Annotated in this window: 19 protein-coding genes and 2 pseudogenes; 10 read left to right on the top strand and 11 right to left on the bottom strand. The window is 56.0% G+C overall.

Annotated elements, in window-relative coordinates:
• Window positions 1–610: 610 nt before the first annotated feature.
• Window positions 611–1,459: an aminoglycoside phosphotransferase family protein gene (locus tag GR198_RS07305; RefSeq protein WP_312876441.1), complete on the top strand. Its 849-nt coding sequence runs from the start codon at window positions 611–613 to the stop codon at window positions 1,457–1,459.
• Window positions 1,460–1,558: 99 nt separating this feature from the next.
• Window positions 1,559–2,503 (top strand): phosphotransferase family protein, encoded by a 945-nt coding sequence (locus tag GR198_RS07310; RefSeq protein WP_164068108.1) that lies wholly within the window; start codon window positions 1,559–1,561, stop codon window positions 2,501–2,503.
• A 261-nt stretch (window positions 2,504–2,764) separates the two neighbouring features.
• On the opposite strand, the gene GR198_RS07315 is transcribed toward GR198_RS07310, so the two are convergent.
• Together GR198_RS07315 and GR198_RS07320 are read right to left on the bottom strand one after the other, a co-directional pair.
• Entirely contained in the window at window positions 2,765–3,439 is a 675-nt protein-coding gene (locus tag GR198_RS07315) for a hypothetical protein (RefSeq protein WP_164068110.1), read from the bottom strand.
• Between the two features lie 223 nt (window positions 3,440–3,662).
• Window positions 3,663–4,121: a GNAT family N-acetyltransferase gene (locus GR198_RS07320; RefSeq protein ID WP_164068112.1), complete on the bottom strand. Its 459-nt coding sequence runs from the start codon at window positions 4,119–4,121 to the stop codon at window positions 3,663–3,665.
• A gap of 311 nt (window positions 4,122–4,432) precedes the next feature.
• On the opposite strand from GR198_RS07320, the pseudogene GR198_RS35710 reads away from it, so the two are divergent.
• Window positions 4,433–4,531, top strand: a pseudogene (locus GR198_RS35710) (GNAT family N-acetyltransferase); the annotation flags it as partial.
• A gap of 15 nt (window positions 4,532–4,546) precedes the next feature.
• Here the strand turns inward: GR198_RS35710 and GR198_RS07330 are convergent.
• The gene (locus tag GR198_RS07330) at window positions 4,547–5,089 is read right to left on the bottom strand and encodes a PH domain-containing protein (protein ID WP_164068114.1); all 543 of its coding nucleotides are present in this window, start codon (window positions 5,087–5,089) and stop codon (window positions 4,547–4,549) included.
• Window positions 5,090–6,604: 1,515 nt separating this feature from the next.
• On the opposite strand from GR198_RS07330, the gene GR198_RS07335 reads away from it, so the two are divergent.
• The 3 genes from GR198_RS07335 to GR198_RS07345 all read left to right on the top strand — a co-directional run bounded on the left by GR198_RS07335 (window position 6,605) and on the right by GR198_RS07345 (window position 8,249).
• Window positions 6,605–6,871, top strand: a complete 267-nt coding sequence (locus GR198_RS07335) for a DUF982 domain-containing protein (RefSeq protein WP_164068116.1) — start codon at window positions 6,605–6,607, stop codon at window positions 6,869–6,871.
• Between the two features lie 157 nt (window positions 6,872–7,028).
• Window positions 7,029–7,769 carry a hypothetical protein gene (locus GR198_RS07340; protein ID WP_164068118.1) on the top strand — a complete coding sequence of 247 codons (741 nt, stop codon included), beginning with the start codon at window positions 7,029–7,031 and terminating at the stop codon, window positions 7,767–7,769.
• 102 nt (window positions 7,770–7,871) lie between these two features.
• Entirely contained in the window at window positions 7,872–8,249 is a 378-nt protein-coding gene (locus GR198_RS07345) for a hypothetical protein (protein ID WP_130793076.1), read from the top strand.
• A gap of 920 nt (window positions 8,250–9,169) precedes the next feature.
• Here the strand turns inward: GR198_RS07345 and GR198_RS07350 are convergent.
• A complete protein-coding gene (locus GR198_RS07350) occupies window positions 9,170–9,943 on the bottom strand; it encodes an SOS response-associated peptidase family protein (protein WP_164068120.1) in 774 nt (257 codons plus the stop codon).
• A gap of 1,367 nt (window positions 9,944–11,310) precedes the next feature.
• Here GR198_RS07350 and GR198_RS07355 point away from each other — a divergent pair.
• The gene (locus tag GR198_RS07355) at window positions 11,311–12,561 is read left to right on the top strand and encodes a hypothetical protein (RefSeq protein WP_164068122.1); all 1,251 of its coding nucleotides are present in this window, start codon (window positions 11,311–11,313) and stop codon (window positions 12,559–12,561) included.
• Between the two features lie 193 nt (window positions 12,562–12,754).
• Here the strand turns inward: GR198_RS07355 and GR198_RS07360 are convergent, their stop codons facing one another.
• The 3 genes and pseudogenes from GR198_RS07360 to GR198_RS07370 all read right to left on the bottom strand — a co-directional run bounded on the left by GR198_RS07360 (window position 12,755) and on the right by GR198_RS07370 (window position 14,638).
• Entirely contained in the window at window positions 12,755–13,195 is a 441-nt protein-coding gene (locus tag GR198_RS07360) for a hypothetical protein (protein ID WP_164068124.1), read from the bottom strand.
• Window positions 13,196–13,258: 63 nt separating this feature from the next.
• A pseudogene (locus GR198_RS07365) lies at window positions 13,259–13,432 on the bottom strand (transposase domain-containing protein); the annotation flags it as partial.
• A 552-nt stretch (window positions 13,433–13,984) separates the two neighbouring features.
• Window positions 13,985–14,638 carry a protein-L-isoaspartate O-methyltransferase family protein gene (locus GR198_RS07370; RefSeq protein ID WP_246711057.1) on the bottom strand — a complete coding sequence of 218 codons (654 nt, stop codon included), beginning with the start codon at window positions 14,636–14,638 and terminating at the stop codon, window positions 13,985–13,987.
• 17 nt (window positions 14,639–14,655) lie between these two features.
• Here GR198_RS07370 and GR198_RS07375 point away from each other — a divergent pair, with 17 nt between their 5' ends.
• The gene (locus GR198_RS07375; protein WP_164068126.1) at window positions 14,656–14,880 is read left to right on the top strand and encodes a hypothetical protein; all 225 of its coding nucleotides are present in this window, start codon (window positions 14,656–14,658) and stop codon (window positions 14,878–14,880) included.
• Here GR198_RS07375 and GR198_RS07380 read toward each other — a convergent pair.
• Entirely contained in the window at window positions 14,870–15,913 is a 1,044-nt protein-coding gene (locus tag GR198_RS07380; RefSeq protein WP_164068128.1) for a hypothetical protein, read from the bottom strand. The genes GR198_RS07375 and GR198_RS07380 overlap by 11 nt on opposite strands.
• 296 nt (window positions 15,914–16,209) lie before the next feature.
• Here GR198_RS07380 and GR198_RS07385 point away from each other — a divergent pair, with 296 nt between their 5' ends.
• Together GR198_RS07385 and GR198_RS07390 are read left to right on the top strand one after the other, a co-directional pair.
• Complete coding sequence (locus GR198_RS07385) at window positions 16,210–17,751, top strand: CHASE2 domain-containing protein (RefSeq protein ID WP_164068130.1); 1,542 nt, start codon at window positions 16,210–16,212, stop codon at window positions 17,749–17,751.
• Window positions 17,748–18,770 carry a peptidoglycan DD-metalloendopeptidase family protein gene (locus GR198_RS07390; protein WP_164068132.1) on the top strand — a complete coding sequence of 341 codons (1,023 nt, stop codon included), beginning with the start codon at window positions 17,748–17,750 and terminating at the stop codon, window positions 18,768–18,770. Before GR198_RS07385 ends, GR198_RS07390 begins: the two co-directional genes overlap by 4 nt.
• A gap of 182 nt (window positions 18,771–18,952) precedes the next feature.
• Here the strand turns inward: GR198_RS07390 and GR198_RS07395 are convergent, their stop codons facing one another.
• From GR198_RS07395 to GR198_RS07405, 3 genes are read right to left on the bottom strand one after another with little or no spacing between them, the layout of a single operon-like run.
• A complete protein-coding gene (locus GR198_RS07395) occupies window positions 18,953–22,216 on the bottom strand; it encodes an error-prone DNA polymerase (protein ID WP_164068134.1) in 3,264 nt (1,087 codons plus the stop codon).
• Window positions 22,213–23,727, bottom strand: a complete 1,515-nt coding sequence (locus GR198_RS07400) for a Y-family DNA polymerase (protein ID WP_164068136.1) — start codon at window positions 23,725–23,727, stop codon at window positions 22,213–22,215. The genes GR198_RS07395 and GR198_RS07400 overlap by 4 nt, the downstream gene beginning before the upstream one ends.
• Entirely contained in the window at window positions 23,648–24,403 is a 756-nt protein-coding gene (locus GR198_RS07405) for an ImuA family protein (protein WP_130790944.1), read from the bottom strand. Before GR198_RS07405 ends, GR198_RS07400 begins: the two co-directional genes overlap by 80 nt.
• Window positions 24,404–24,434: the final 31 nt, after the last annotated feature.

Consider the following 24,434-nt stretch of genomic DNA (forward strand, 5'->3'; position numbering starts at 1 on the left):
GCCAGCTTCTCAGCCAAGGTACTTTCTGCCGAAGAAGAGACACGCTGCAAAAGTGCGTCACATGCAGCCCTCATCGAAGGTGCCGCAGACCGCTATGTCCAAGCCGGAATCGCTCATGAAATCGGTCACCAGCGGACGGAGAATAACCCGTGGCGCTACACGTCCGTCTCCAATTTCCTAGAGGTCAATCCCGACTGTTGCGAAGTCTTAGCGAACATTCCTGGCGATTATTCGCCTAAGGCACAAAGCCTCGGAGCCCGCACTCCGATCCCCCCGACTGTATGCGGTGAGGATGGCCTTCAAGGAGTGGAGGAGTGATGAAGACACTTTCACGAAGCATGAAGTCGTTCTGGTCAACTGCTTCGGAAAGGCCAGCGGAGGCGTAAGCTTCGATCTGAGACGAGGTATCCTTTGACCGCTGTTGGCGCGTTCTTGCCAAAACCGGTAGGCGGCTATCGGCCCTAAGCGGGCTTTAGAGGTTTTATCTTGTGGCGCACTGATGCCATCAATCTCACGGCGGTAGTCATCGGAACTGCCTGTCGCGCTTGGTCAATGTGGGATGAAGACACCGCTTACGTTTGACAGGCCAGTGGATCGAGAGCGCTTGAACGTGAGACTTGATCATGTGAGCGTGGGCAAGACGATGTTGGTCACTGGCGAAGGCACGCGTTCTATGGAAGAAGAAAGTCTATTGGAGGGCGGCGGGCGTACCCGAGTTTCGCGACGCGGAAGCGTGTTATTTCGCGCATCGGGTCCATGGTCTCATACGGTCATAAGTCTTCTGCAGCATCTTGAGCGCTCTGGTTTTTCTGAAGCACCGCACGTAATAGGCCAAGGTTTCGACGAGCACGGACGTGAAACATTGTCGTTCATTGAGGGTGACGTTCTTCATCCCCAGCCTTGGGCCGACGACGCCGTTCCCCGGTTGGGAGAGATGCTCAGACGACTGCACGACGCCACCAGTTCGTTTTCAGTTCCAAAAGGTGCCGTTTGGCGTCCATGGTTTGGTCGCACTATCGGTCGTGGTCCACTGGTCATTGGTCACTGCGACACTGGACCCTGGAACATTATATCCCGTGCAGGTTTGCCGATTGCTTTAATTGATTGGGAAGTTGCCGGTCCGGTGCGCCAGGATATCGAACTGGTGCAGGCATGCTGGTTGAACGCGCAACTCTATGATGATGACATTGCCGAAAAGGTGGGCCTCGGCCCGGCAACAGCGAGGGCACGACAAGTCCGCATGCTGCTCGACGGATATTGCCTGGCACGGAATGCTCGAAGCGGGTTCGTCGATCAGTTGATCGAATTCGCAGTGCTGGATGCGGCAGCACAGGCAATCGAATCCAGCGTCACGGCGGAAAGTACGGACCCTGAGCCGCTCTGGGCAATAACTTGGAGAACAAAGAGCGCGGCCTGCATTCTCCGGAATCGCCACATGTTAGAGGCCATTCTTGTTTGACGATGCACGCGGCTTCATCATACCGGCGCTCAGACGACTTATTTAAGCATCCGAGATCGCGTGGCAAAGGGGTCGCACGCAATGGTACCGAGACGAAGAATGACTGCCGAACTGGACGCTGCAACTGTCTTGCAGCTCGTCCAGCACCTTGAGCCTGATCTCACCGTCAGCGGTTTCTCCCGGCTGGAGGGAGGCAGCACTGAGGTCTACAAGATCGATCTTGCGAATTCCGATTATGGGTCGCTGGTTCTCAAGATTTATCCGGACAAGCCCGAGTGGGGACCGTCTAAGGAGGCGCTCGTAGCGGGCTGGCTGAAGGATTTGACCTTGCCGGTTCCCACCTGGCTGCGCGTCGATGAATCGCGGTCCCTTTTGCCGCTACGCTACTCCTTGTTGACGCACCTGCCCGGCCGCTCGCTTCGTCACTGGATGGCGGAGCCTGATATCAAAAGCGCCTATCGCCAGATGGGGGAGCTTCTAAGACGCATTCATGCGGTACCGATGCCTGGGTATGGCTACGTGCATGGCCAGGGCATCGACAAACCGGTACACACTAACGCAGATTACATGACGGCAGCGTTTGACGATGTGTTTCGGCGGTTTCGCGAGCTTGGCGGCGATCCCGAGCTGGCGCGTCGTTTGCAACAATTGGCCAAGGGCAGCTTCGATCTTTTCGACGCAAGCGACAGTGCAGTCCTCGCCCACGACGATCTTCATCAGGGCAATGTGTTGGCGTTACGTGACAAGGCTGGCCGACTTGAATTGAGCGGGCTTGTCGATTTCGGAAACGCACGCGCTGCGGACAAGCTCTTCGACTTGGCCAAGGCCCTTTTCTGCTCTGCGCATGAAGACCCGCGCAGCTATCAGCCCATTTTGGAAGGTTACGGCTCGGTCGATCACCCGGACACCGAAAGGGCGCTTCGGCTCTACACTCTTTTCCATCGGGTCAGCATGTGGTGCTGGCTCACGAAGATTGGCGTAGACGCTGCAGCCGAGGACGGCCCTGGCGGGCTTATCCGCGATCTCAGAGAAATGGTCGTGTAGGAAGCAGGTAGAGGCGGGTGCGACACACAGTGCTGGAGCACGGGGGAAGCCTACTCAATGAGGCCAGCGCCTGCCTCAAGTCTGCGGGCATCCGACGCGCCTGGCTCGCCATCGATACAAACACCCGGGCCGAGAAATTCTATCGAGCGGCTGGTTGGGAACATGATGGCCATGTATTTTCTCCGATACTGAGAGTGTTTCTACTGATTTTCTCGCCAATTTGAAATAAGTGACCGCAAAGTCGCGTCGATCTTGCGTATTTCACTCACCGAAATGCTGCTTCAGCGTTATGTGCGCTGACAGATGAAGATCGCGAAGATTGAGGAAGCCAGTACAGAGGTCGATGAGATCACAGGAGATAAATACCTCGGTATCATCGGTAGCCAGATGCCAACGAGTACCTTCAGTGACCGTCCATCCTGGCTTTATCTCCTCTAGACCGTCGATTACTTTCACGGACCCGGCTGTGACCGCGCGTATAGTGTTTCTGTAGCGTAGTGAGGGATCGAAATAATCTTGTGGCGCACGGTCGTAGAACTGGAGCGCTTGGAGTTCGACCAAATCAGACGGTGCTTCATTTCCGAAACCAACACCATCGTAGGAATAATCAATTTCGCCAGTGGGGATTGAAACCTTCCCATTAAATCTGAATTGGATTGCAAGCTTGTTTACACCTAGTTCGCAGCTGTGCAGGTTTGCGCGTGGTCGGCCCGAAAGAAATACCCACGGCACTGAAAATTCGTAAGGGCCTAAGACGACAGCAAATATCCGCCTCGGATTGAGCGCAGGTGCGGGATTCGGCGTTAGGTCGGGTTCGAAAGCGTCTACACACTGAGGGATTCGGCCGCTAGCCGGTTGGGCGAGCACCGTAGAGCCGCTAATGATCAGCGCCATGGTGCACAGCAAGGTCATTATCGTCTTGTGCAGTCTGGTCATGCGTTAAACCTAGACGGGAATGGGCGTTAATATCGGCAACCGGCCGGGCGGTGATGCTAAAAAGGTCCTTCGGGCCAGCGGCAGAATTGACACTGTCGTGCAGCTACCCGGTCCAAATTCATCGGCGGCTCCAATTGACCTGTGAGATGACATCACGGCTGCCGTGGTTGGAGAGCGAGGTGAAGTTTCTGTCTTCGACGATCCAAACGGCCGATACGATGCTTTAGAGGTCAAAGGACAATACGCTTAACTTATGCGGGCCGACATCACGTTCCAAAACGCTCCAGCCAAAAGCGGTGTAGAAGGCTTCCAACTCTTGATGGCAGCATATGTACGAGACCCGATATCCCAGATCGGCAGCAGCTTTTGCTGCTGCCTCGACGAGTGATTTTCCTACGCCACGCTTGCGTTTATTCTCCTCCACCCAAACGGCCGCTACCCATGGCTTGTATTGTTGCCGCTCCTCCAAATCGCAATCGATGAGGAAGGCTGATCCGAGATAGCCGCTTTCGTCATGAGCAACGACCGCCGTAGGGAGAGAGCGATCATCGACCATTTCGGTCAGATGATGCGTAACGTCGGAAAGATGAAGACCCGCGTCTTTCCACCACGCATTCCATATTCGATCAGCAATAATTGGACCGAAATTTTGATGGTCCCGATAGTCCGCAACCTGATGCATATAACACTCCTCCTGCAGGGGAGCCTTCGTAGTGCATGCGGAGTAATATTTCAACCACTGCATGCGCCGCATCGCCAATGGCACGTTAAGCGACGCATCAGGCTGAACCATCTGTGGATGCAAATATTCTGGGGAACGCCAACAGAGACTCTTTGGAGCGAATCGGCTCGTTAGTGCTTCAAGAGTTCGGATCAAAGACGGCAATTCATTTTCGCTGTCGATTTCTTCGACAGGCGCACCGGCACAACTAATTGTGTCTACCTGTGTGAACGGGATAAGCCATTTGTGAAACTCATCCAGCGTCTACCTGTCAAACCCATTTCCCGAACCATCAAAGTCGCCGCGCCATCGAACGTATCGGGGCGAAGCTCGACGGCGTGTTGCGCCACCATATGCGTACGCGCGATGGACGACCTACCCGACGTTCAGCCCCGTTGTGAGCTTTCAAAATACCGCTTCACAGTTTCCTTGACTTCGCTCGAACTGAATCCTGGAATCCACCTGTGCGGTATCGCTACGGTCCTTTCAAGAGGCTGCCGCTTGCGCAACTGTCGGAGTATCTCCGGATCAGCGTCCTTGCGCACGGTCAGATAGATCAGCTCCGCCCAGCGGGTCTGAGGAATATCAACGCGTTCGATCATTGACCAAGGGATGAGTTTTGGCAGTTTTTGAGCAGTAATGCCGTCGGGACCGATCACCATTATTGGTTTCGTGAAGTCCACCTGCCGGGCCTTTACTACAACAAAGACGATGATGACGAGGAACAGGATCGCGAACAAGCCCTCTCCGACACCACTGGTGGGTCTGCTCATTTCGATCTGACCAACGGCGATGAGCGACAGGTAGACGAAGAAGATTGCCATGACGCAGACGACACCGATGAGTGCCCTAGTGCTTGGTTGCAATACCAGGACGGGCTGCGTAGCGCTCTGGTGGCTGTTGATGGTCGTAGGATGATCATTGGTCATTTGTCGAATTCAGCTCTCCGGGGCCCAATTAGCTGTTTTGTAGGCAGAACGTTCACGACTGCTGTGCGCACCAGGGTCGAGGCGTTCTCGGACAGCGGTTTCCTTCACAGATGAACGGGACGGCAAGGCCCTCCCCGATCAGGATTTGTCCGACGTCGCGGCCGTCGACCTTTAAGACGCCGCAACTACGTCCATGATTGCAGGCGTCCGTTCCTTCAGAACCGGCCGGACAAGCACAAGGCACTTTTGTAAGCTGAAGGTTGGGGGACCTGACCAGCTCCCTCAACCGGGAAGATGCCCGCTCTCCCAATTTGCGTTCATATTCACATTGGGGCGAGAACTTCTCAGGCGTGTTAAAACCAACTAGCCGCGTCCCTGCCCGCTCTCCTGCAAGGTGGACCGTATCGCCGTCCGTGACTGTGAATGCTTGGTCGACCGGCCCCATTACATGCGACGACTTGCCGACCGTGCCAAGAAAGGATTGCACCGGTCCAGTTTCGAATAATGAGTAGAGAAGACCGACCATTACGATCAGCGCCACCACCACCGCGTCCCGGACAAGCCGCCTGCGCGACCACCTGATCCGTCGTGACAGGAAGGAAGGCGTGCGGAAGCCAGTGCGATGTGCGTGCCGGGTCGTTCGAGACGTCGCTGCCGCCTCGTGACGCCGAGTTCCGCCGCCTCCAAGGATTTCATTCAGCTTCAGGACTTGTTTATCGCTCAACCGTGCGCGGCTGCCGTACTTCTCCAACTTGGATAGCACATCCAAGAGAAAGCTCCGCTGCCATGGGCTGAGAGCCGCCTCCACCAATGCGCCGCGAATATTCGCTTTGAGATGTTCCGTCTCAAAGAGCACGAGCGTCGCACCGCCTGGCTTCGTATCCGAATGGCTCTGCATCTAGCGAGACGGTTCCATGCCCTGGGTCGACTTTTTATAATGAACCCAAATGGCGACAAGGAAGGCGAGCATGGCGAAACAATACCAGCCGAACATCAGAACAAGGAGCCATAAATGCTCGCCATCGCGAAGGCCTAAAGCCCCTGCGACCAGCGCAATATGAGCGAGGAGAAATCCAATCGTAATGAAGAGCACCCAGCGCAACCCTTGTTAGTATTTTGATTGTACGCAAAACAACCATTGCTTCCAAGATGGGGCTGGCCCCGGTTTAAAACCTGGTAAATGCCGAATTACGAAACGAGTCCGGTCTGCTGGGTGATTGGTCGATGGGGGCTCAAGATTGACCGCGCCTCGGAAGAGACGGCGCGATTGTGACGCCGGTGGTTGCAATTTGTTTGGAATCTCGTCATCTCAATGTGCTGCCGTCGTCCGACATCGCAACACAGGCCGACGGCAGCTCAGGGCGCTCCGACATGAGGTTGTAGAGCGCCCTTTCTTTGCTTGCGGCAGCCGTGCATCAAAGCAGTTATGCGCCATATTTTTCAATCCAGATTTAAGATGCACACGTATATTGCGCTTGGGGACCGCAGTATCCGTGCCTTGAGGGGTCGAGGACAATGAACTGGAACACATCGTCGGCATTCACGCCGGTCGGGCTAGCTCTGCGCGGTCCGGCAACACACAAGCTCGTATGTACGCTCGGCGACGCAGCGCAAATTCTGATCAGGGATTGGCCATCCGATGAAGGCGAAGAATATGTCGCCGCCGTCAAGGCCTGCGTCGATGCCATTAGCGGACAGATTGCTCCGGAGCAATTTCGAGAAGCGCTTTTGCGTGCGGCCGATGAGGCGGGCATAGCAGCTCTAACAGTCGTTCACCGATGACAAGGTAGGAAAGCGGCTGGCCAAGATCATACGGTCGACATCTCCGCGATCAGCATGGTGAACACAATCCCAACCGTTCTCCTAAATGTGAAGATATCGCTTTTTCAATAGCTTAATTCACTCGCGTTATGTTTGAGTGGAATAGGAGAGCGCCCCCATGCCGCGCAGACAGTTTGCCACCTACGCCAGCATACTCACGGTGGCGATGATCGCATTTACCCTTGGCTTCCCATTTCTGCTGTTTGCCCTCGCACGCGCGATCCACTGTGCTCCAGATACCTGTGGAGCAGTTGGGCTCGTTCTCGGGTTGTATGGTCGGATGCTCGGTGTCCTCATATACGGCATCGCAATGCTGACCGTCATATCTGCTCGCTGCAGACGCGCTGGATTGAGTTCTTGGTGGGTTGTCGCATCGCTTTTCTGGCTGCTTGCCGCTCGCGACGTTCTGATGGCAGGCTTGAATTTTTGGGCCGTGGGCTTTTCCTTGGGAATCCTGTCGTTCCAATGGCCGATAACGCTGATCTTCTTCTTTGCCTTCGTTACCTTCCTATCGCTCTGGAAAAGCTCGGACGAGAACGGGAGTGAACCACCGCGAAGGAGCTGGAAGATGGCCCAGGTGAACGCGGCATTATCTGCGATCATCGGTGTCGTCATGTGCATCCCGCTTTTTGTGACACTTGCGTGGATTGGCGGACTTAGGCTGATCAGCCCGCTGAGCGCTGTGATGTTTCCCCAACATTATCTCTACGTTCGCATCGGGACGCACTTCATCACCCTCACGACCGCTCTTTGGTTGCTCCTGTTGGTTTTTGCGGGCGCATTGATCCACATCCTTGTTGCGCAACGTCGGGCAAGCCTCGAAGTGCCTCCCACGAGACTTTCGCGCCCGGTTTCGTAGCAGGGCGACGAAGCTTCGGTGACACGCCCCACAGACGGTTCTTAGTTTCAGCTTGCTGCTCTCTCGATGCAGTTGGAAACGACAAATATTTGAGGTTCATGAATGCAATTTCTCTCTTTGCTAATCCTTTTCCGTGACGGCTTGGACGATTTGACTGCGCTACAAGCCGCGCTTGCCCAGTACCGTGAACCCCTTAGGCAGGTCGCTCCGGACCACTTGAAACTCGGTGCACCGGTTGAACTGGATGTTCAATTGGCCAGCGAGAGCGATGTCCTGATTGAATCCCAAGAGATAGCGGAATTTTTTCCTCAAAAAGACAGTAGCGCAATTGCACTCTGCAATCGGCGTATCGAACTGTCATGGGACATGAAAGCCGATCCGGGCTTGATCACAAATCTCATCGGTTTTGTGGAGCCTGAGGTACGTCGTCTGGTCGGCAAGTGCTGGACGTTCGACCCCCACGGGGGCGTGTGGTTTTAATTGCTCCGAAAACGCAACGACGGGGCAACTCCCTATGGCTTGATGTGACCGATCTCCCCCTGCGAATGCGGCTGCCGCAACGCAGGGCGGGTCGACCAGCGTTAAAGGCAGAGCATCCGAAAGGGCGAACCAAAGTTCATCGAGATCGATTGGGGAAACCTGCTTGGTGTCAGTCCTGCCTAGAAAGCCGGGCTTTTCGTGAAATGAGCGGATCACGTCGAGAGAAGGCCTGAAAACAGCTTCCTGATCTCACTCGCGGCATTTTTCATTCCCGCGATCAAAACCACGAGCCGACGCTGATCCAAAGGAGCAAAAATGCGAGATGATGAAGACAATCCGAGCATGTCGCGTGGCCTTTTGAGGTCGGGACGCTCTGCCTAGTTGTTGTTCTTATCTCGTATTTCTTCTGGGACATGTTCAGCGAGAGCGCTGCCCTTCGGCGGCTGGCGGCGACGGCAAAAAACTATCGTTATGCTGAGAGATGCGATGCCGACGGCAATTTGATTGCCACAGGACAACCGAATTGCGTTGATCTGAATCATTACGTGTTCATCTACGGTCCCGTCAGCAGGGCCTTCCGCAGAGCTTGCTCAGGAAAGACGGCAGCGATGCTATCACTTGAGGCAGGCAAGGTGGCGAGAAGCGAGATCAACCTGGTCGAGAAGATGTTGCAATTTCGAGCTAGGAACGGAGTGAATTCCCCGTGTGGGCCTTACGACTCAGGAAAATGAGCCCGAAACATAAGGTCAGCATTTGCGCCGATTGGCCTCGCTCTGCGCACTTCGGCAGCTTGCAAGGTCGTGCCTACAATCGATATCTCCGCGACTAGCATGGATAAATTGAACGCGCAGCCTTATGCACCAAATAACTGCAAAGGGCAGCAACCACCTAGACCGTGCATATCTCGAAGCGAGCATCGCTTAGAGAAGCGTTGGCTGGGACACCGGCTCCCCGGACGTGGTCATGATGGTCGAACCATAGGGCTCTCGTGATGTCACCACGATCTGGTCGTTTGGAAGCGGCCGGGCGAGCGCCTTCGCCTCCTCCCAGGGTGCACGCATCCATACATCCACCTCTTCCCGCGTCAGCAAGAGGACCGGCATTGCCTTTGGGTGAATCGGTTTGACGATGTCGTTGGGATCGGTCGTCAAAAATCCGTAGAGATCATCTGTGGTCAAGCCGTCTTTGACCTTCCGAACGCTCTGCCACTGCGGAACGTGCACGCCCGCGAAGAACATAAGCGGCTTGCTTTCGTCGCGAGCGAACCACGCATTCGGCGTGCTTCCACCGTCCTGTTTGCTGGCGGGGTCGGGTTCGGCAAAGCTGGTCACCGGCACGATGCAACGGCTCTGCACACCGAACCATTTCTTCCAGTGGGAAACACTGAGGTTCCGGATGTTGGTGACGCCCTTGTCCGGCTCCATCCGGATGAGCATGTCCATGTCGACGGGCTTGCCCTTCTGGCGCAACTTCTCCGACCGAGCCTCGGCCGCCTGCTTGATCACGAAAAACGGCGAAGGCAGCCCCCATCTCGCATATGCAAGCTGCTTCCCGCCGTCCGGCGTATTGCGAACGATTGGCCCAGCTTGGTCCGGGTTCATCTGATAGGCGGGCATCAGATTGATCAGGCTCTCGGCGTCCCGGGCCCATTTGCTAACCCAGTCCTTGTCCTCCATGCGGTAGAGATTGCACATTGATCGCAACGACCTCCCTTTCGCGTTGCGGACAGCCTATGCATTTCAGACAGGACGTCAAATATTAGCCCAGCAGGCGATATTGGCGGAGTGCGATGCTTAGGGTTCCGGCCAAGAGGCTGACGGGCACCGGCGCGTTGGAATGTTTTCGCCTAATAGCGGCGACGTTGCCCCTGATGCTGGCAGTTGGTAGACGTGGATGCCGTTGCTTGAGCACCAAAGAAGAATGCGAACTGATCCCGACAATGCAGAAGAGACTGTCAAGGTTCTTGAGGCCAACGACGGCCTAAGGCGTGTTCGGATAGTCCAGCGATCCGATGCCGTGTACGTTCTCCGACCGGAAGAATGGTATCAAGACGTGTTCGAAGGCGAGATCGTCGCAGAAGGGTGGAAACCCATATATGGCAATTTGGGACTATTCGGAAGCGCCGACTTGGCCGAGAGTGAAGCGATGGCCAGCTTTGAATGGCTAGTGCATTCTCCACGTAAGAATGCCTAGTATGCGGTGTGGATCGCACATTGATCGCACGCCCTTCATTACTCATTGCTCGCAGCCATCCCTTTCGGACAGGGCGTCAAACTGTCGGCCGAGAGTCCCTATCATCGCCACCCGTCGGGCCACTCAGGTTTTTGCTCAACCGACATAGGCGTTTGGCGGAAATCGCTTGTAAACCCACCATCTCTTGGCGACAGGAGCCTTCGGCCCATCTGAAGGAAGTGACGTAAAGACCGTCCTTATCGTTTCATCGCCGAAGTCCGCGACGACCTCAGATGCGACGACTTCCATACGCTCTCGATCTTCATCGTTGAAGTCCGAGGCAACCAAGAATTCGAGGACAATCTCGTTGCCATTCCAGCCGCACGTAACAGCGGCTACTGCTGATGAGACTGCCCCAAGCAACGCGCGTTGCACGCTAAGTCGAAGTCGTATTTCTCGATCAAGTGTGGGCATCGAACCTCTGTTATGGAGCGCTTTACGGCAACATTCCGACGGACTATTCAACAGGATCAATCCCGGCAAAGCTATCGAATATCACTCCGTCCTTTCCCTGATCAGCTCGACGTCCGCCACCGGGATAGAAGGGTGCGAAGTCCATCCCCGTGTGAACGATCATCATCGTAACCGGTGTTCCGTCCCCACGTTGCCCCTCTCCGTTAAGATTTTCCGAGATCAGGGAAACGACCTATCTAGGTCTATTGACGCTAGCTGAGAAGGCATTTGATTGCTGGCCTGCGAGGTTGCCTTTGCGAAGACTTCCCGGAAACAATTATTTGGAACAGCTAGTGGCTTACCGGCGAGCAAGGAGGCCTTGAAACACCATCGGTAACAGCGAAGTGTATGCGAATTGGCTCGGAGCGGGGATTAGATGAATTTGAAAGCAGCGTCAGTAATTGCCTGTACCGTGGGGTCTCTAATCGCGGCATTTGGGATTATCGATGCGGCCACCGCTGCTCCTGAACAGATTGGCTGCTACGGCGACAATTGGGGTCCCACTCTCGCCATGCTTGAGCCGACGCCCGCTGGTCCGATGACGTTCAAGACCTTGCGGTGCACGCCGATCCCAGAAGGCTGGCCGAGGATGGTCCCGCCTGCGCTCTCGCCAAACGGCGAGTTTGTTTACGCGTTCGGTTCTTGGAAAGGTTTGTGGCTCGGTGATGTGACGCGTGGTGGTCGCGCTCATAGGGTGAATGAAAAGCTTCCTGGAGACCTCTTCACACTGACGGCTCCCTTTACTTGGCTGGATGACTCCTCGTCAGTTATCGGCGTGAAGCGTGAGACGACCGTGGCAGGCAGCGTCTCGTATAGTTCTCTGCGGCCATATCTATTCAACATGGACGGCTCACAGACGAAGCTGCCTGAACTCGCTCATCCAGGTGGCTCACTCGATAAGCTTTACTGGATCGATGGTTCGGGGTTAGCACTTGCGGGCTTTGGGATGGACGAGCGTGACGACGAGAAGACAGTCCAGCATGCACCAATACTCGCCTTCGTTGACGCTCATACCGGAGCAATTTTACAAGCGGTGGAAAAGGCAAGCGTGCCAGGGCTAGCCGATCAAAGAAGCCTGGAAGCTGTTAAATCCAAGACCGACCCATCCGGGAAGGCACACGTCCTCATGAAATGGGAGCCCAGCAAATGGTTGCTCTGGGTTCAAGGTCAATCCCCGCAAGTCGTTCCTTTACCGTCGGCTGCTCGGTGGTCACCATTCGTGCTTTCGAGCGATGCCTCGGGCGTCTTGATAATGGGCAATTTGAGCGCGATGGGTTGGGTGTGTGAACTATCAGACCGTTGCCCCCAGCCCATACCACAATCGGGAATGATCGCTGAATTCCGGGACCTCCCAACCGGTCTCGTGAAATGGACGATTTCTGGCACTGCTTCGTATTTTTCCCGGAGTCTGCATCCGGCCGTCAGCCCAGATGGCCGCTGGGGTTTGATATCGCTCCCGGACGAGCAAGGAGCCGCACTTGCATTGATTTCAATGACATCTGGTAAAGTGATTCAGAAAATGCGGCAGCCGGGTTGGGGGCAGATAGGCCTGTCATTCTCCGCTGACAGTAAGTCCGCATTCGTCACGGGTGGAACGATTGTGGCTACATATGCCGTGGCCGAATAAGTGCCGTTTCCATCACCATAAAGCGAGAGTCGCGTGCTGGTTGGATGTCAACCTCTCCGCCAAGTATCGCTGCAGTCGGTAAGCGGTGTCCGGTCGCATCTTGACCGGTATTCTTTATGCACTTCCGAAAACTGTTGTCATGACGGAACGGTCACTTTGCACCAATTGCGGAATTGCCCCGCCCGTAAAGCTGTCAGATGTCATCGGGCTGGCGGTCATCACGGACAAAGCATCGAACCAGCGCGAAATTGGGGTCCGACTTAGTGAGAACGTCTAAACAGGCACCACCCGTAATAAATCGGTAGTGTACCGCCTCACGATATTGATCGCGGTAGAATTCGGATTGGGACAGAAAGAAGCGGCTATTCTCCACGCGATAGGCAAAATGGTAGCGCTTCACACCGATACGCTCGATGCCATACTCTTCGGTGGAAAGCAGAAGCTCATCAAGCACGCGCACAACGTCTGCATCGCTAAAGTGAATTTTTAGCAAATCGTCGCCAGTTGGCAGAGAAAAATGAGCAGTTAGAGGCTTTCCGTCGTCTCCGAAATAACTGTGGCGAAGATCGTAAAGCTCCATCCCGGTGCACGTAAAGTTCTGAAAGACGTCAAATGGTGTGTAGCGCGTCGTCATCATGCTCCCCGGCTTGAGACGCGACTATATTTGTCTGCATCTGATTTTCCAATCGGGCGCGTATCACACTGAAGGATAGTTCCACGGCAATAGCTCTGCAATCCGACGCTGCTTGTGGCCGTTGACAATGGCGGTGAGCGTGGTGGTCAAATATGCAAACGGATCGACGGCGTTGAGCTTGCACGTCTCGATGAGCGAGGCGATGGTTGCCCAGTTCTCCGCTCCGGCATCATGCCCGCCACACCCACCGCCATCGTCAACGGTCACAGGCAGAGCCAGATCGACGTGCTGATGCCTTCGAATTATTCGCGGCGGACAAGCGGCTAAAGTCTGCAGTCGGCCCAAACCGGTCATAACGACCAACTTGCAGCGGGAGGGGCAATGATCGTTTGCGGCGCGAAGCAGAAGCTCGCGATGGCTGCACTCGGCAAAAAGCACACATGGGTCGGCGCAAAAATCGGCGGTGAAACTCTGATTTTTGCGAGTGAGTTCGCGACGAGCTGTACTCGTGTTTCCAGAGGGACCGAAACCTCGCAAATGTTAGGTATTGCGCGACGGTATGATGCCGAACCGTTGCCTAAGCATAGGCTAGGCACCAGCCGGGACCGCGAACCCAACATTGCTCGGTCGGCAGCTCGTCATTACGGTACAGCCGCGTCACCCTCTTGTGCTCCCCGCTCTCGAATGCGGCCGCGAGCGCTTTTTCAGATTCCGCGTCGCGCATTCCCTCACAGGGGAAAATGGCCACCGGGGAAATCCATTGCGCGTGGAATTCCTCACCCTTGCGCGTCACGAGGAACACCGCTCCTCGAAGGTGCATGTTGCTCCAATTGCGTTGGTGAATCCAAGATCGGTTGTAAGCGGGAAGACCACCCTTCCGCCATCATTGAGCCGGTCCAGCCAGGTATCCGCCGGTCGGGTTGCTCCAGCATTTACATAGATCACATCGGCTGAATCGAAAGCCACGAAACTGCCATCCCCCTGAATGACGGAAACGTTCCGATAGGGCGTGAGATTTGCTTTTGCCCGAGCGGCAAGCTGCGGCTCGAACTCGATTGCGGTCACCCTGCCGGATGCGGTCACGAGGTGCGCCATGATCGCAGAATAGTACCCGGCACCAGCACCAACATGCACGATATGCTCGCCTGCTTGCAAAGCGGACTGCGAAAGCAGGAAGGCATGAAGTGACGGCTGCCCGTTGTTGATGTGGCGCTCGGGGACGATGCCAACGATGTCATCCGTATAGAGGTAGACCGGATCGGCAGTCGGGGTTGGAACATAGGCTTTCCGCATTCGGAAAATCGGCCAGGGACCGGGACCAAGGAAATCTTCTCGCGGCACGTCGGCAAAAGCCGCTTCAACACGTTCATCGACAATTCTCACAGCCGCCGTGATCTGCTTCGCATAAGCTCGCCGCACGATCTTCAATTCATCTGGTGTCATCAGCAGACCCAACTCTAATGAATAGTTTTGCTGTCGCGATATTGCCGATTCGAGCAGCAGTCTTGCGACTGAGTTTTGCGACGTCGCATCCGCCAGCGGTACAGAAGGATGCGCAGACCGTCGACAATGACTTCCTCCTTAGGAACGGCATCCTGATCGAAGTTCAGCCGAAAACCAAAGTTGCCGCGATGGCCGAAGCAGAGCGCCTTGCCGCGCGTAGGGAGCGACCTTTCACGGTTTGAGAGAATTGAAGATTGCTCTGGCATTGTCCGCGACGATAGCCGACTGCGTTATGAAAAGCTCGGCGGTGCTTCTGAAATCGTACGAGATGGCGAGCTTGTCTGATAGTTCCTCTGTTGCCGTGCAGGAGAGCCAAGGTTGGCTTTTGGATCGATGGTCGTAGCATTGAGCGAAGTATCCGTCCGGCCGCTGCAGATAGATGTCGTTTTTCGAGCGATAGGTTCTGAGACCATCGGACGCCACAATGGCCCGGTTCTTCAACATGGCGTCACGTTCGCGGGCCGAAGGATCAAAGCCCGAAGCTTTGACGGAAACGGTCATTTTCACAGGCTTGTCGGGAATAACGTCGGTCGGGATCAGGTGACAAGCCATCTCTGCCCAGGGATACTCCGGATGAAGACGTGAGCAGAACGGTCGTTTGGTCTCCATTTCTCTCCGCGCCGGACTGCCATCCAGCGTGAAGACCACGGACTTCAAGGTCGCGCTGCCTCCGTCTGCCTCGTTGCAGAAGGCGCGTGCATCTGGGTTGCTCCAGAGAATGTAATGATCGTCACTCGTTCCATCGCCGTAGAGCAAGATACCAGGTGCGACTGGAATCGTGATGGCGACATCGGCAATCCGGGCAGGATGCAGGTTGTCGAGGCATGCGGCAGAGGGCGGCGCATATCGGGCTTCTCTGATTTTCTGCTGGGTCCAGGTGACCGCGAAAAAAGCTCCGAAGCCTAAAATGAAGACGACAGGAAGCACGTATACGGCCCGCAGCGCCTGCAATCGTGTCGTGCGGCCGATCAATACGACTCCGCTTGCGACGAAACCGCTGGCGGCCCCGATCATCGCGAAGATCACGAGGATGATCCCGAATGCTGCGCCAGCTCCGTCCGAGGCATTGACACTCGCGTATTCGATTTTGGCCAAAACTGCCGCCACGAGCCCAGCGGGTACGAGCAGCCACCAACGCCGCCAGAAACATAAGGCGAGGAAGCCAATGGCGTAGGGTAGGCCCACGAAACTGAGAAAGTGCCCGAGATAGTGCATGAAGTCATCGTGTTCCGCGCTGGATGATGCTTCTATCGCATCAACCTCAAGACGAACCGTGAAGAACTTCGTTTAAATTGCACGCAATGCGGAGTCCGCAGCAGCAATGAAGGACGAGACATTCGAGGTAAATCGCGAGTCATCGGTGGCCCAGTCCCTCTATTACATTTCCGCGACGCTACCAATGTATAACTGTAAGGATTTGATGTCTTTTATAATATATAAAAGAATTCCTTGATCATTGAATATTTCAACAGACAGAATACACTGGCATCCCATTGGGGAGAGAAGCAGCCTTGCCGACGGATACCTCAAGTACCGCCACTCTACAGGCGGCACCATCGTTTAAAAAAAGAATCACCGAAGGCGATCTTCGGGATTTCATTCGAAGTATTCTCGTCCGAACCGTTGCCTTCTTGATTTTAGGAGCATTGCTGTCCTTCGCTTTTGTTGACTGGAGCAATTTTGCTCCCGTTGTTGCGGCGCGTGACGCAATCGGGAATGCCAATATGGAAGCTCAGGCCTACGGAAAGCCATTGCCGTTCTCAAACTTGAAAATGACCTTGATTTCTGTGCAGAACGAGGCCTGTGAAGAACCTCGTGAGGTTCCAGACGACTGCGCACTATCCGCCACTATCAACCGATCACAGCTTGCAAAGCTCATCGCTCTAACCGCACAGAGTGGTGCACGCGTACTTGCGATTGATGTGCTGCCATCTGTCAAAACAACTTGCGACAAGGCGACCACCGATCTTCTGCAGGCCATAACGGCTGCCTCGCAGCAAATGATTGTCGTTATGTTGAGACCGCTAGTCGGTTCGGAGCCCTATTCTGAAGCGCAAATGTTTTGGGACCAATGTTCGGTAGTTCCAGAAATACCCGACTTGCCGGTATTTTTCGGCCACGCCTTTCTTTCCTCAACGTCGTTGGATGACAATTACTTCGGTTTGACCGGAGCAATTCAACCCTGGGTCATCGCGGACATTTCTGGAACAAAACAGGGCGACGTTTACCGCCGACGCATACCTTCATTCTCACTCGTTGTCAGTCTCGCAGCTCAAGCGGAGAATGCAGCCGCCCTGAGGAAGAAGCTAGATGATGCCGGTCTCGAAACGAGACGGCGCGTCGCAACGGCCAATCGGAAAAGCACCGAGAGCCTGCACTATTGCGCTCGGCCCGACGCACGTTGCGACCTGGTCGTTGGAACAATGAAACCTACCCCTGACGCGCTGCGAATAAACTTCCATCTGGGTTGGATAGGAACTGTAACCACAGACTTAGATAGAGAAAAAGCGGCCGTATTGAAGATTGTCCAAAGTCGATATTTCAATTCCGAAACAGCAATATATCAAAGAACAAACGAACCAAATGGTATAACTCTCATCGCTGCGGGAGACCCGGCGTCAGGGGACTGGCATAGCACTCCGATTGGTAGAATACCGGGCGGACTTATCGTTGCAAACGCAGTATACGCGTTCACCAATGCACAATTTCTTCAGGTAGAAGACTCTTCAGGCGTATGGTTCAGTGAGTTAATTTCAATGGTAATTGCCGCCATTAGCGCCGCCGTGGTCAGCACTGTGATCATCTTTTGGCGAGCCTATTGCGATCATCGAAGTGGTAGAGCAGTTCGGCTCGTCCACACTTTGAAATGGGTGTGGCCACTTGTGTTAATTGGGACTTCGATATGTGGCGTTTTGTTAGCTTGGCAAAAAATGCATTCGGACTTCAGCAACGGCGTATTATCCTTTGCGCTTGTGGGGGTCGTTGTTGGAGTGGTGAACATCCGAGATGCTATCGAAAGTTTTCTGTCCACAAAGGTGGAGGACTTGGTATGAAAAGAATAGCATTTGCCTTATTGCTGTTGGAAACTCTGGCGTTTGTCTCGGTGGAATCGTCATCCGACTACGCCAAGGCTGCCGAACGCGAGATCGTGGGTTCCCTTCGCTCGATAGACAACCGCAACCACGGCGGGACCATCAAAAGGACTTCGACAGAAGAGCCAGACCCCAAACCGATTGGACCCGGCGCTTATCTCTATAGCCTTGACCGTCTCAGTTTTTCGTCCATTGAGGTCACAATTGAAGTTTGTAAAGCTTCATCGAAGCATAGGTATTTTAACTCGTCGGCATCGATTAGCATGCCAGAGAGATGCGATAACGATTCCAGAAAACCTAAACCGCCTGCAGTTGGTGGGGGCATGGCTGGAATCGACAATGGTATCAGGGTGGCATCCACAACTACTAAAACCGGTCAACCACCACATGAGCGCAATTTGGCGATCTCATTGGAGCAAGCGCTAAAGTATTACGAGGCAAACGACCTTGTCGGACTTGGAAGTGTTGACGACGGCACCTACACACCGAAGCTCGTGGAGGTCGGACCAACTGACACTCTTTCTAGCCTTGCTGACCGCTTCGGCGTTGCGCCGGACAAACTTCGTTCCGCTAATGCTCTCGGACCGAATGACGAGCCGCAGCCGGGCAATGTAATTGAAGTTCCCCTTGTCACCGGAAAGGAGCTGAATTGGCCTTTGACCGGAGAATTCAACGTCACCGCAAACGGTGGCATCGAAATCGTCGGAGTCAGGAATGCAGCCGTCTGGGCGGCCGCCGACGGCGAGGTCACCTCAGTTACCCAAGAGGACGGACAGCCATGGAAAGTCGTTGCAATAAGCCATAGTGACGGCTTAACAACCCGCTACTATGGATTGCAGCAAACATTCATTACGAAAGGGCAGAAGGTCACAGGGAATACGCTAATTGGCGGGATGGGTAACGATAAACTCTACTTTGCCGTCGACAGACAAGCGAAGCCTATCGACTCATTGAAGGTGCTCAGTATAAACGCCAAATAATATCGGGAACTGACGGAATAGTCCTCAACTGAGGCGTTCATACTTGTGACAATGCTTCGACCCAGTCGAGAAAAAACATGGATTGGCCGTTGCAAACCCGGGCGGCTTCGCGTTTGCAGCGAGAGGCGGTCTCGAAGCGCATGATGGATGACTTTCGCATTGAGGCAAAAAGCATTCATTTCCTAGTGAAAATTCCGGCTCTTCACCTTGAGTTGGTCAATATGCAAATCGGGAATGAAGATATCCCGCGACTTCACTCCTTGGCCCGACGGCTCGCGCGAATCCGGCCTGCCGGGCGTGCCACGGGCTAACTCATCACCTCTCCCCGTCGGCAGTCGGAATTCCAGATCGCGATCCGCAAGCCCCATCAGGCTTCCCGAAAGATCGAACAGCTGCTGGGCAACCAGGTGAACGACATCGCCCTCACGCTGAATTCGGCCATTGATCGCCAACATCGAGGCTCCCAGCGCAACCCTTCTCGACCGCTCGAACAGCTTGGGCCAGATGACGACATTGGCCACACCTGTCTCGTCTTCAATCGTCATGAAGATGACGCCCTTTGCTGAGCCCGGCCGCTGGCGCACCAACACCAGCCCAGCCGCCATCAGCCATCGACCATCGCGGGCCGACATCGCTTCCGCGCAGGTGACGATCCGACGTTCCTCCAGCTCCCGACGGAGAAAACTGACGGGGTGTTCTCGCAACGTCAGACCGGTATGCCCGTAATCGAGGACGACGTTGTGCCCCTGAGTCATCTGCCGCAGTTCGACCGCTGGTTCCTGCTGCTCCGCAATCGTTCTTGCCTCCCGCTCCGCAGCCGCCGCAAAAAGCGGTAGTGGCTCATCTCGCAATGCCTTGATCGCCCACAGCGCATCGCGGCGCTCCAGCCCGAGCGATGGCAGAAAGGCGTCCGCTTCGGCCAGCTCTACCAACGATGCAGCCGGAACGCCCGAGCGCCGCCACATATCGTCGACGCTATCGAAAGGCTGATCGGCGCGGGCAACAACGATCCGGGCAACGTCGGCAGTGGCGAGGCCACGTACCATTCTCATACCCAGGCGAACAGCATGTCGGTCGGAGCCCTCGATGAGTTCGAGCGTGGAATCCCAACGGGACCGGTTGACGCAAACTGGCCGCACCTCGACGCCATGTTCACGAGCGTCGCGAACGATTTGGGCGGGCGCGTAGAACCCCATTGGCTGCGAATTCAGCAGCGCCGCGCAGAAGACATCAGGGAAATGGCACTTGATGTAGCTCGACGCGTAAGCGATCAGGGCGAACGATGCTGCGTGGCTCTCCGGAAAGCCGTAGCTGCCGAATCCTTCGAGCTGGCTGAAGGTCTTCTCCGCGAACTCCGGCGTATAGCCATTGCGGACCATCCCGTTCACAAGCTTGTCCTTGAAACGGCTCACGCCTCCGGTGAACTTGAAGGTCGCCATGCTCTTTCTGAGTTGATCCGCCTCGCCGCCAGTGAAACCGGCACAAACCATGGCCACTTTCATCGCAGATTCCTGAAACAGCGGCACCCCTAGCGTCTTGTTGAGAACCGCCTCCAGTTCGGGTGTCGGGTATTCGACCTTTTCCTTACCCTCTCGGCGACGGAGATAGGGATGCACCATGTCGCCCTGGATCGGACCGGGGCGCACGATGGCCACCTGGATGACGAGGTCGTAGAAGGTTCGAGGTCTCAGGCGCGGCAACATCGACATCTGAGCCCTGCTCTCGATCTGGAAGGTGCCCAAGGTGTCGGCCTTGCGGATCATCGCGTAGGTTTGGGGCTCCTCCTGCGGGATCGTTGCGAGATCGAGATCGATGTCCTTCTCATGGGCGAGGAGCGTAAAACTCTTGGCCATGCAGGTCAGCATACCGAGCGCCAACACGTCCACCTTCATGAACTTCAGGGCTTCGACATCGTCTTTGTCCCATTCGATGACCTGGCGATCCACCATCGACGCCGGTTCGATTGGCACCAGGTCATCGAGACGCTCATGCGTCAAAACAAAGCCGCCGGGATGCTGACCCAGGTGACGAGGTGCACCCATCAGCTGCTGCGCTAACTGAAGCGTCAACGCGAGACGCCGGTCTTCGGGATTGAGATTGAGGTCCCTGACTTGCTTCTCGCCGACGGCTTCTGACCATGCCCAGACACCAGAGGACAGAGCCTTGATCAGGTCCTCGGGCAGGCCTAGTGCTTTACCCACGTCTCGGATCGCACCCTTGGTCCTATATCGTGTGACCGTCGCGCAAAGTGCCGCCTTGTCGCGCCCATAGGTTCGGTAAATCCATTGGATGACCTCCTCGCGTCGCTCGTGCTCGAAGTCGACGTCAATGTCCGGCGGCTCGTCGCGTTCTTGCGACACGAACCGTTCGAACAGAAGATCGTTGGTTTCGGGATCGATGGAGGTGACGCCGAGCACGAAACAGACGGCCGAATTCGCTGCAGACCCTCGGCCCTGGCAAAGGATTCCCTGGGATCGGGCATAACGGACGATGGAAAAAACTGTCAAAAAATAGGGGGCGTATCGCATCGTTTCGATCAGCACCAATTCATGCCGGATGATCTTTTCGACATGGGTGGGCAAACCATCAGGGTAGCGCACCTTTGCGCCTTCCCAGGTGTAGTGCTCCAATGATTGTTGTGCCGACATGCCGGGTATCAGGGCTTCTTCCGGATACTGATAAGTCAGTTCGTCCATTGAGAATTTGCAGCGCTCGACAATCTCCATCGTCCTGGTCAGCGCTTCCGGATATCGCTGGAAGAGACGCTCCATCTCTTCTGGTGGCTTCAAAAACCTGTCGGCGTGCCGTTCGCGCTCGAAGCCGACATCATCGATGGTGGCCTTCGTCCTGATGCAGGTAACGACATCCTGGAGCTGGCGGCGCGAAGGATCGTGGTAGAGCACGTCATTGGTGACGACCGTGCGGACCCTGTACCTTGCCGCAAGATTGGAAATCTCGTGCAGCCGCATCTGGTCGTTAGGACGACGCCGAAGGCAGAGGGATAGATAAGCGCGGTCCCTGAAGACCTCCGACATCTTCCGAAGCTGAACGGCGCAGGTCTCGTCGGCCAGGTCCGGCACCAGAATGGCAAGCAGACCTTCGGCGTAAAGCGCGACGTCTTCGAGGTTCAGAATGCACTTCGCCTTCCCGCCCCGCGACTTGCCAAGGGTCAGCAATCGGGTCAGGCGCGAATAGGCAGCACGATCCGTGGGGTAGACCAGGATCGACGTGCCGTCCTGCAGGTCAAGGCGGCAGCCAACGACGAGACGGACGCCGGTCGCTCGCGACGCTTCCAATGCTCGAACGATACCGGCCAAGGAGTTCCGGTCGACGATGCCGACAGCTTCGATGCCGAGTTTCTTGGCGGTGGCTAACAGCTCGTCGGACGAGGATGCGCCACGAAGAAAACTGAAGTGGGTCGTGACCTGGAGTTCTGCGTATCTCATGCGAATGTCCCGTGGATAAACCACCGATGGGAACCGGTCTCCGAATCGACACCGTCACCGGAACGGTAAATCCAGTAGCGCTCACCCGCCTCATCCTCGACGACGAAGTAGTCGCGGACGGCAACCCATTCGGAGGTTCGCCGCCACCACTCGCCGTAAATGCGCTCCGGACCATCCGCCCGTTTGACGCGCCTGCGCTTGCCACGCCAGGTAAACCAGACAGGTGGATGGTCGGGTAGCAGAGCCATGACCTCGATCAGTTCGGGTCGATCCATCAGGCGCACGGGACGCGGCCAGATCAGTGGCCATGTGTGCCCCTCTTCGTCGGCAACTGGCGAGATGCGCTGCACCGAGCGTTCCGGCACATCGCTCGCAACAGGTGCCAGCCGATAGATGCGTTGCGTCCCACGATTGCCCAATATGTCGATCAAGGAGGTAACGTCGACGGCGGCGGCCTCAACGAGACTGGAAACAATCTGTCGGTCATTCAGCGGCTCGACCATGGTGGCGGCAAGGCTGAGCTTCTCGATACCGAAGCCTGGATCGATCTTCTCGATGCGATCATGGAGGAGCTTCGTGAGCCAGACGGCATCTCTCACGGGCTTCGCCGTCCCTGCTCGCAAAGCCTGAATCGTGTTGTCGAGCCGGTGGACAATCAGGTCCGTACGGCGGACGCCGAGACCTTTTGCCTGCAGTTCGAGACAGAGCTGCGTCACGAGCCGGGAAACGTACTTTGCAATGGTCTCGGCCGCACCGATTGGCTCTGCGAAAGCACGATGGACTTCGATGATCTCAGGACAGCGGATCGGATCAATGGGTTCGGCGACGCGGCCCAACATCTGGTCGAGGCGGCGGCCAATCTCCGGACCAAAGCGGAGGGTCAGTGGCGCACGCGGTGTCGCAGCCAACTCGCCGATTGTTTTGAAGCCGAGCGTGCGCAGGCTGACAATCGTCTCGGCGTTCAACCGCATTGCCGAGAGGGGAAGTCGTGCAACAGCCTCCGCCGTTTTCCCTGTTGAAATAACCTTCGTCTCCGCCCTCATGGACCGCGCCAGCCCGTATGCGGCTCCCCAGGTATCGGCAATGACAGCACGAGCTGGCAGCCCGCGTGCGCGAAACCGGTTCACGAGACCGGACAGCATTAGCTCTTCGCCGCCTTGCAGGTGATCGGCCCCTTCCGTGTCCATGACGATGCCATCAGGAGGATCGGTTGCCACAACGGGTGAATATTGAGACAGCGCCCAAATCGTCAGGCGTTCGAGTGCAGCAAGGTCGGCCGCCGGATCAGCGTCAACCATATGCAGACCCTGGACAAGTGCCTGTGCTTTTGCGGCTGCCATGCCAATGTGCAGGCCGACCATTGCCGCATTCTGATCGACAGCCGACAGCCACCGCTTCGACCCACTCCGGGCGACGACGACAAGCGGCGCTTCAGCCGGAATGGAGGGATCGGCGCGTCTGACCCGATCCGTCGGCAGCGTCGGAAGAAATACTGATACGACCCTGGCCATCACATGCCTCTAAGATGAAATCTGCACTTTCCCCTGCCTTGATCCGGATCAGTTCTGCCAACCATTGGGCTCGGCCCACACCAGGAACAGGCAACGGCTTCGATGGCAAAACCGATATGCGCCAGCGCGAGGCCGCAGCTGTCGGATGTCCGAAATCCCCGGCCTCGGTCTGCCGCCGCCATCGTCGGACGATCAAGCCAATGGTGCCGGAGCTTTCGGCAGCGAGCTGTAGACGGCGCGAGGCAACCATCGGCAACCGCACCAACTCCGCGACGACTGCCCCAAGGCCACCGAAACGCAACGCCTCTTCGCAGGCTTCGAGGACGAACTCCTCTTTGATCGCTTCGACATAGATCACACGATCAGGATGGAGGCCGACTTGGGCCAATGCCGGAGCGAAGAGGTCCGGGCGAGCGAGGCACCAGACGATCTTGCCCTTCGTGCGGGCAGCGATCCCTGCCACGAACAGGGCAGCCGCAGCCCCATCCACGGCTCCTGCTCCGCCCCCGGCAAATTCGTGCAACGCGCCGTAGGCCAGCCCGCCACCTGGAAGGTGGGCGTCAATCTTGGCCACCCCGAACGGCAAGACCGTTTTAGGCCGGGCGGCCGTACCTTCGAGATGCTGGATGCGCACTCGGAGGTCGGAAATAATCCGGTTTGCGCTCGCCTGAGCCATTCTCAGCTTTCATCAAAAACAAGTTTTCTTC

The organism is Rhizobium leguminosarum (assembly GCF_010668065.1).
GTDB lineage: Bacteria > Pseudomonadota > Alphaproteobacteria > Rhizobiales > Rhizobiaceae > Rhizobium > Rhizobium leguminosarum_S.

Excerpts from the sequence above, each read along its gene's own strand:
- GR198_RS07310 (WP_164068108.1), top strand. The coding sequence starts at position 1,559 with ATGACTGCCGAACTGGACGCTGCAACTGTCTTGCAGCTCGTCCAGCAC.
- GR198_RS07315 (WP_164068110.1), bottom strand. The coding sequence starts at position 3,439 with ATGACCAGACTGCACAAGACGATAATGACCTTGCTGTGCACCATGGCG.
- GR198_RS07320 (WP_164068112.1), bottom strand. The coding sequence starts at position 4,121 with ATGCATCAGGTTGCGGACTATCGGGACCATCAAAATTTCGGTCCAATT.
- GR198_RS07330 (WP_164068114.1), bottom strand. The coding sequence starts at position 5,089 with ATGACCAATGATCATCCTACGACCATCAACAGCCACCAGAGCGCTACG.
- GR198_RS07335 (WP_164068116.1), top strand. The coding sequence starts at position 6,605 with ATGAACTGGAACACATCGTCGGCATTCACGCCGGTCGGGCTAGCTCTG.
- GR198_RS07340 (WP_164068118.1), top strand. The coding sequence starts at position 7,029 with ATGCCGCGCAGACAGTTTGCCACCTACGCCAGCATACTCACGGTGGCG.
- GR198_RS07345 (WP_130793076.1), top strand. The coding sequence starts at position 7,872 with ATGCAATTTCTCTCTTTGCTAATCCTTTTCCGTGACGGCTTGGACGAT.
- GR198_RS07350 (WP_164068120.1), bottom strand. The coding sequence starts at position 9,943 with ATGTGCAATCTCTACCGCATGGAGGACAAGGACTGGGTTAGCAAATGG.
- GR198_RS07355 (WP_164068122.1), top strand. The coding sequence starts at position 11,311 with ATGAATTTGAAAGCAGCGTCAGTAATTGCCTGTACCGTGGGGTCTCTA.
- GR198_RS07360 (WP_164068124.1), bottom strand. The coding sequence starts at position 13,195 with ATGACGACGCGCTACACACCATTTGACGTCTTTCAGAACTTTACGTGC.
- GR198_RS07370 (WP_246711057.1), bottom strand. The coding sequence starts at position 14,638 with ATGACACCAGATGAATTGAAGATCGTGCGGCGAGCTTATGCGAAGCAG.
- GR198_RS07375 (WP_164068126.1), top strand. The coding sequence starts at position 14,656 with ATGAATAGTTTTGCTGTCGCGATATTGCCGATTCGAGCAGCAGTCTTG.
- GR198_RS07380 (WP_164068128.1), bottom strand. The coding sequence starts at position 15,913 with ATGCACTATCTCGGGCACTTTCTCAGTTTCGTGGGCCTACCCTACGCC.
- GR198_RS07390 (WP_164068132.1), top strand. The coding sequence starts at position 17,748 with ATGAAAAGAATAGCATTTGCCTTATTGCTGTTGGAAACTCTGGCGTTT.
- GR198_RS07395 (WP_164068134.1), bottom strand. The coding sequence starts at position 22,216 with ATGAGATACGCAGAACTCCAGGTCACGACCCACTTCAGTTTTCTTCGT.
- GR198_RS07400 (WP_164068136.1), bottom strand. The coding sequence starts at position 23,727 with ATGGCCAGGGTCGTATCAGTATTTCTTCCGACGCTGCCGACGGATCGG.
- GR198_RS07405 (WP_130790944.1), bottom strand. The coding sequence starts at position 24,403 with ATGGCTCAGGCGAGCGCAAACCGGATTATTTCCGACCTCCGAGTGCGC.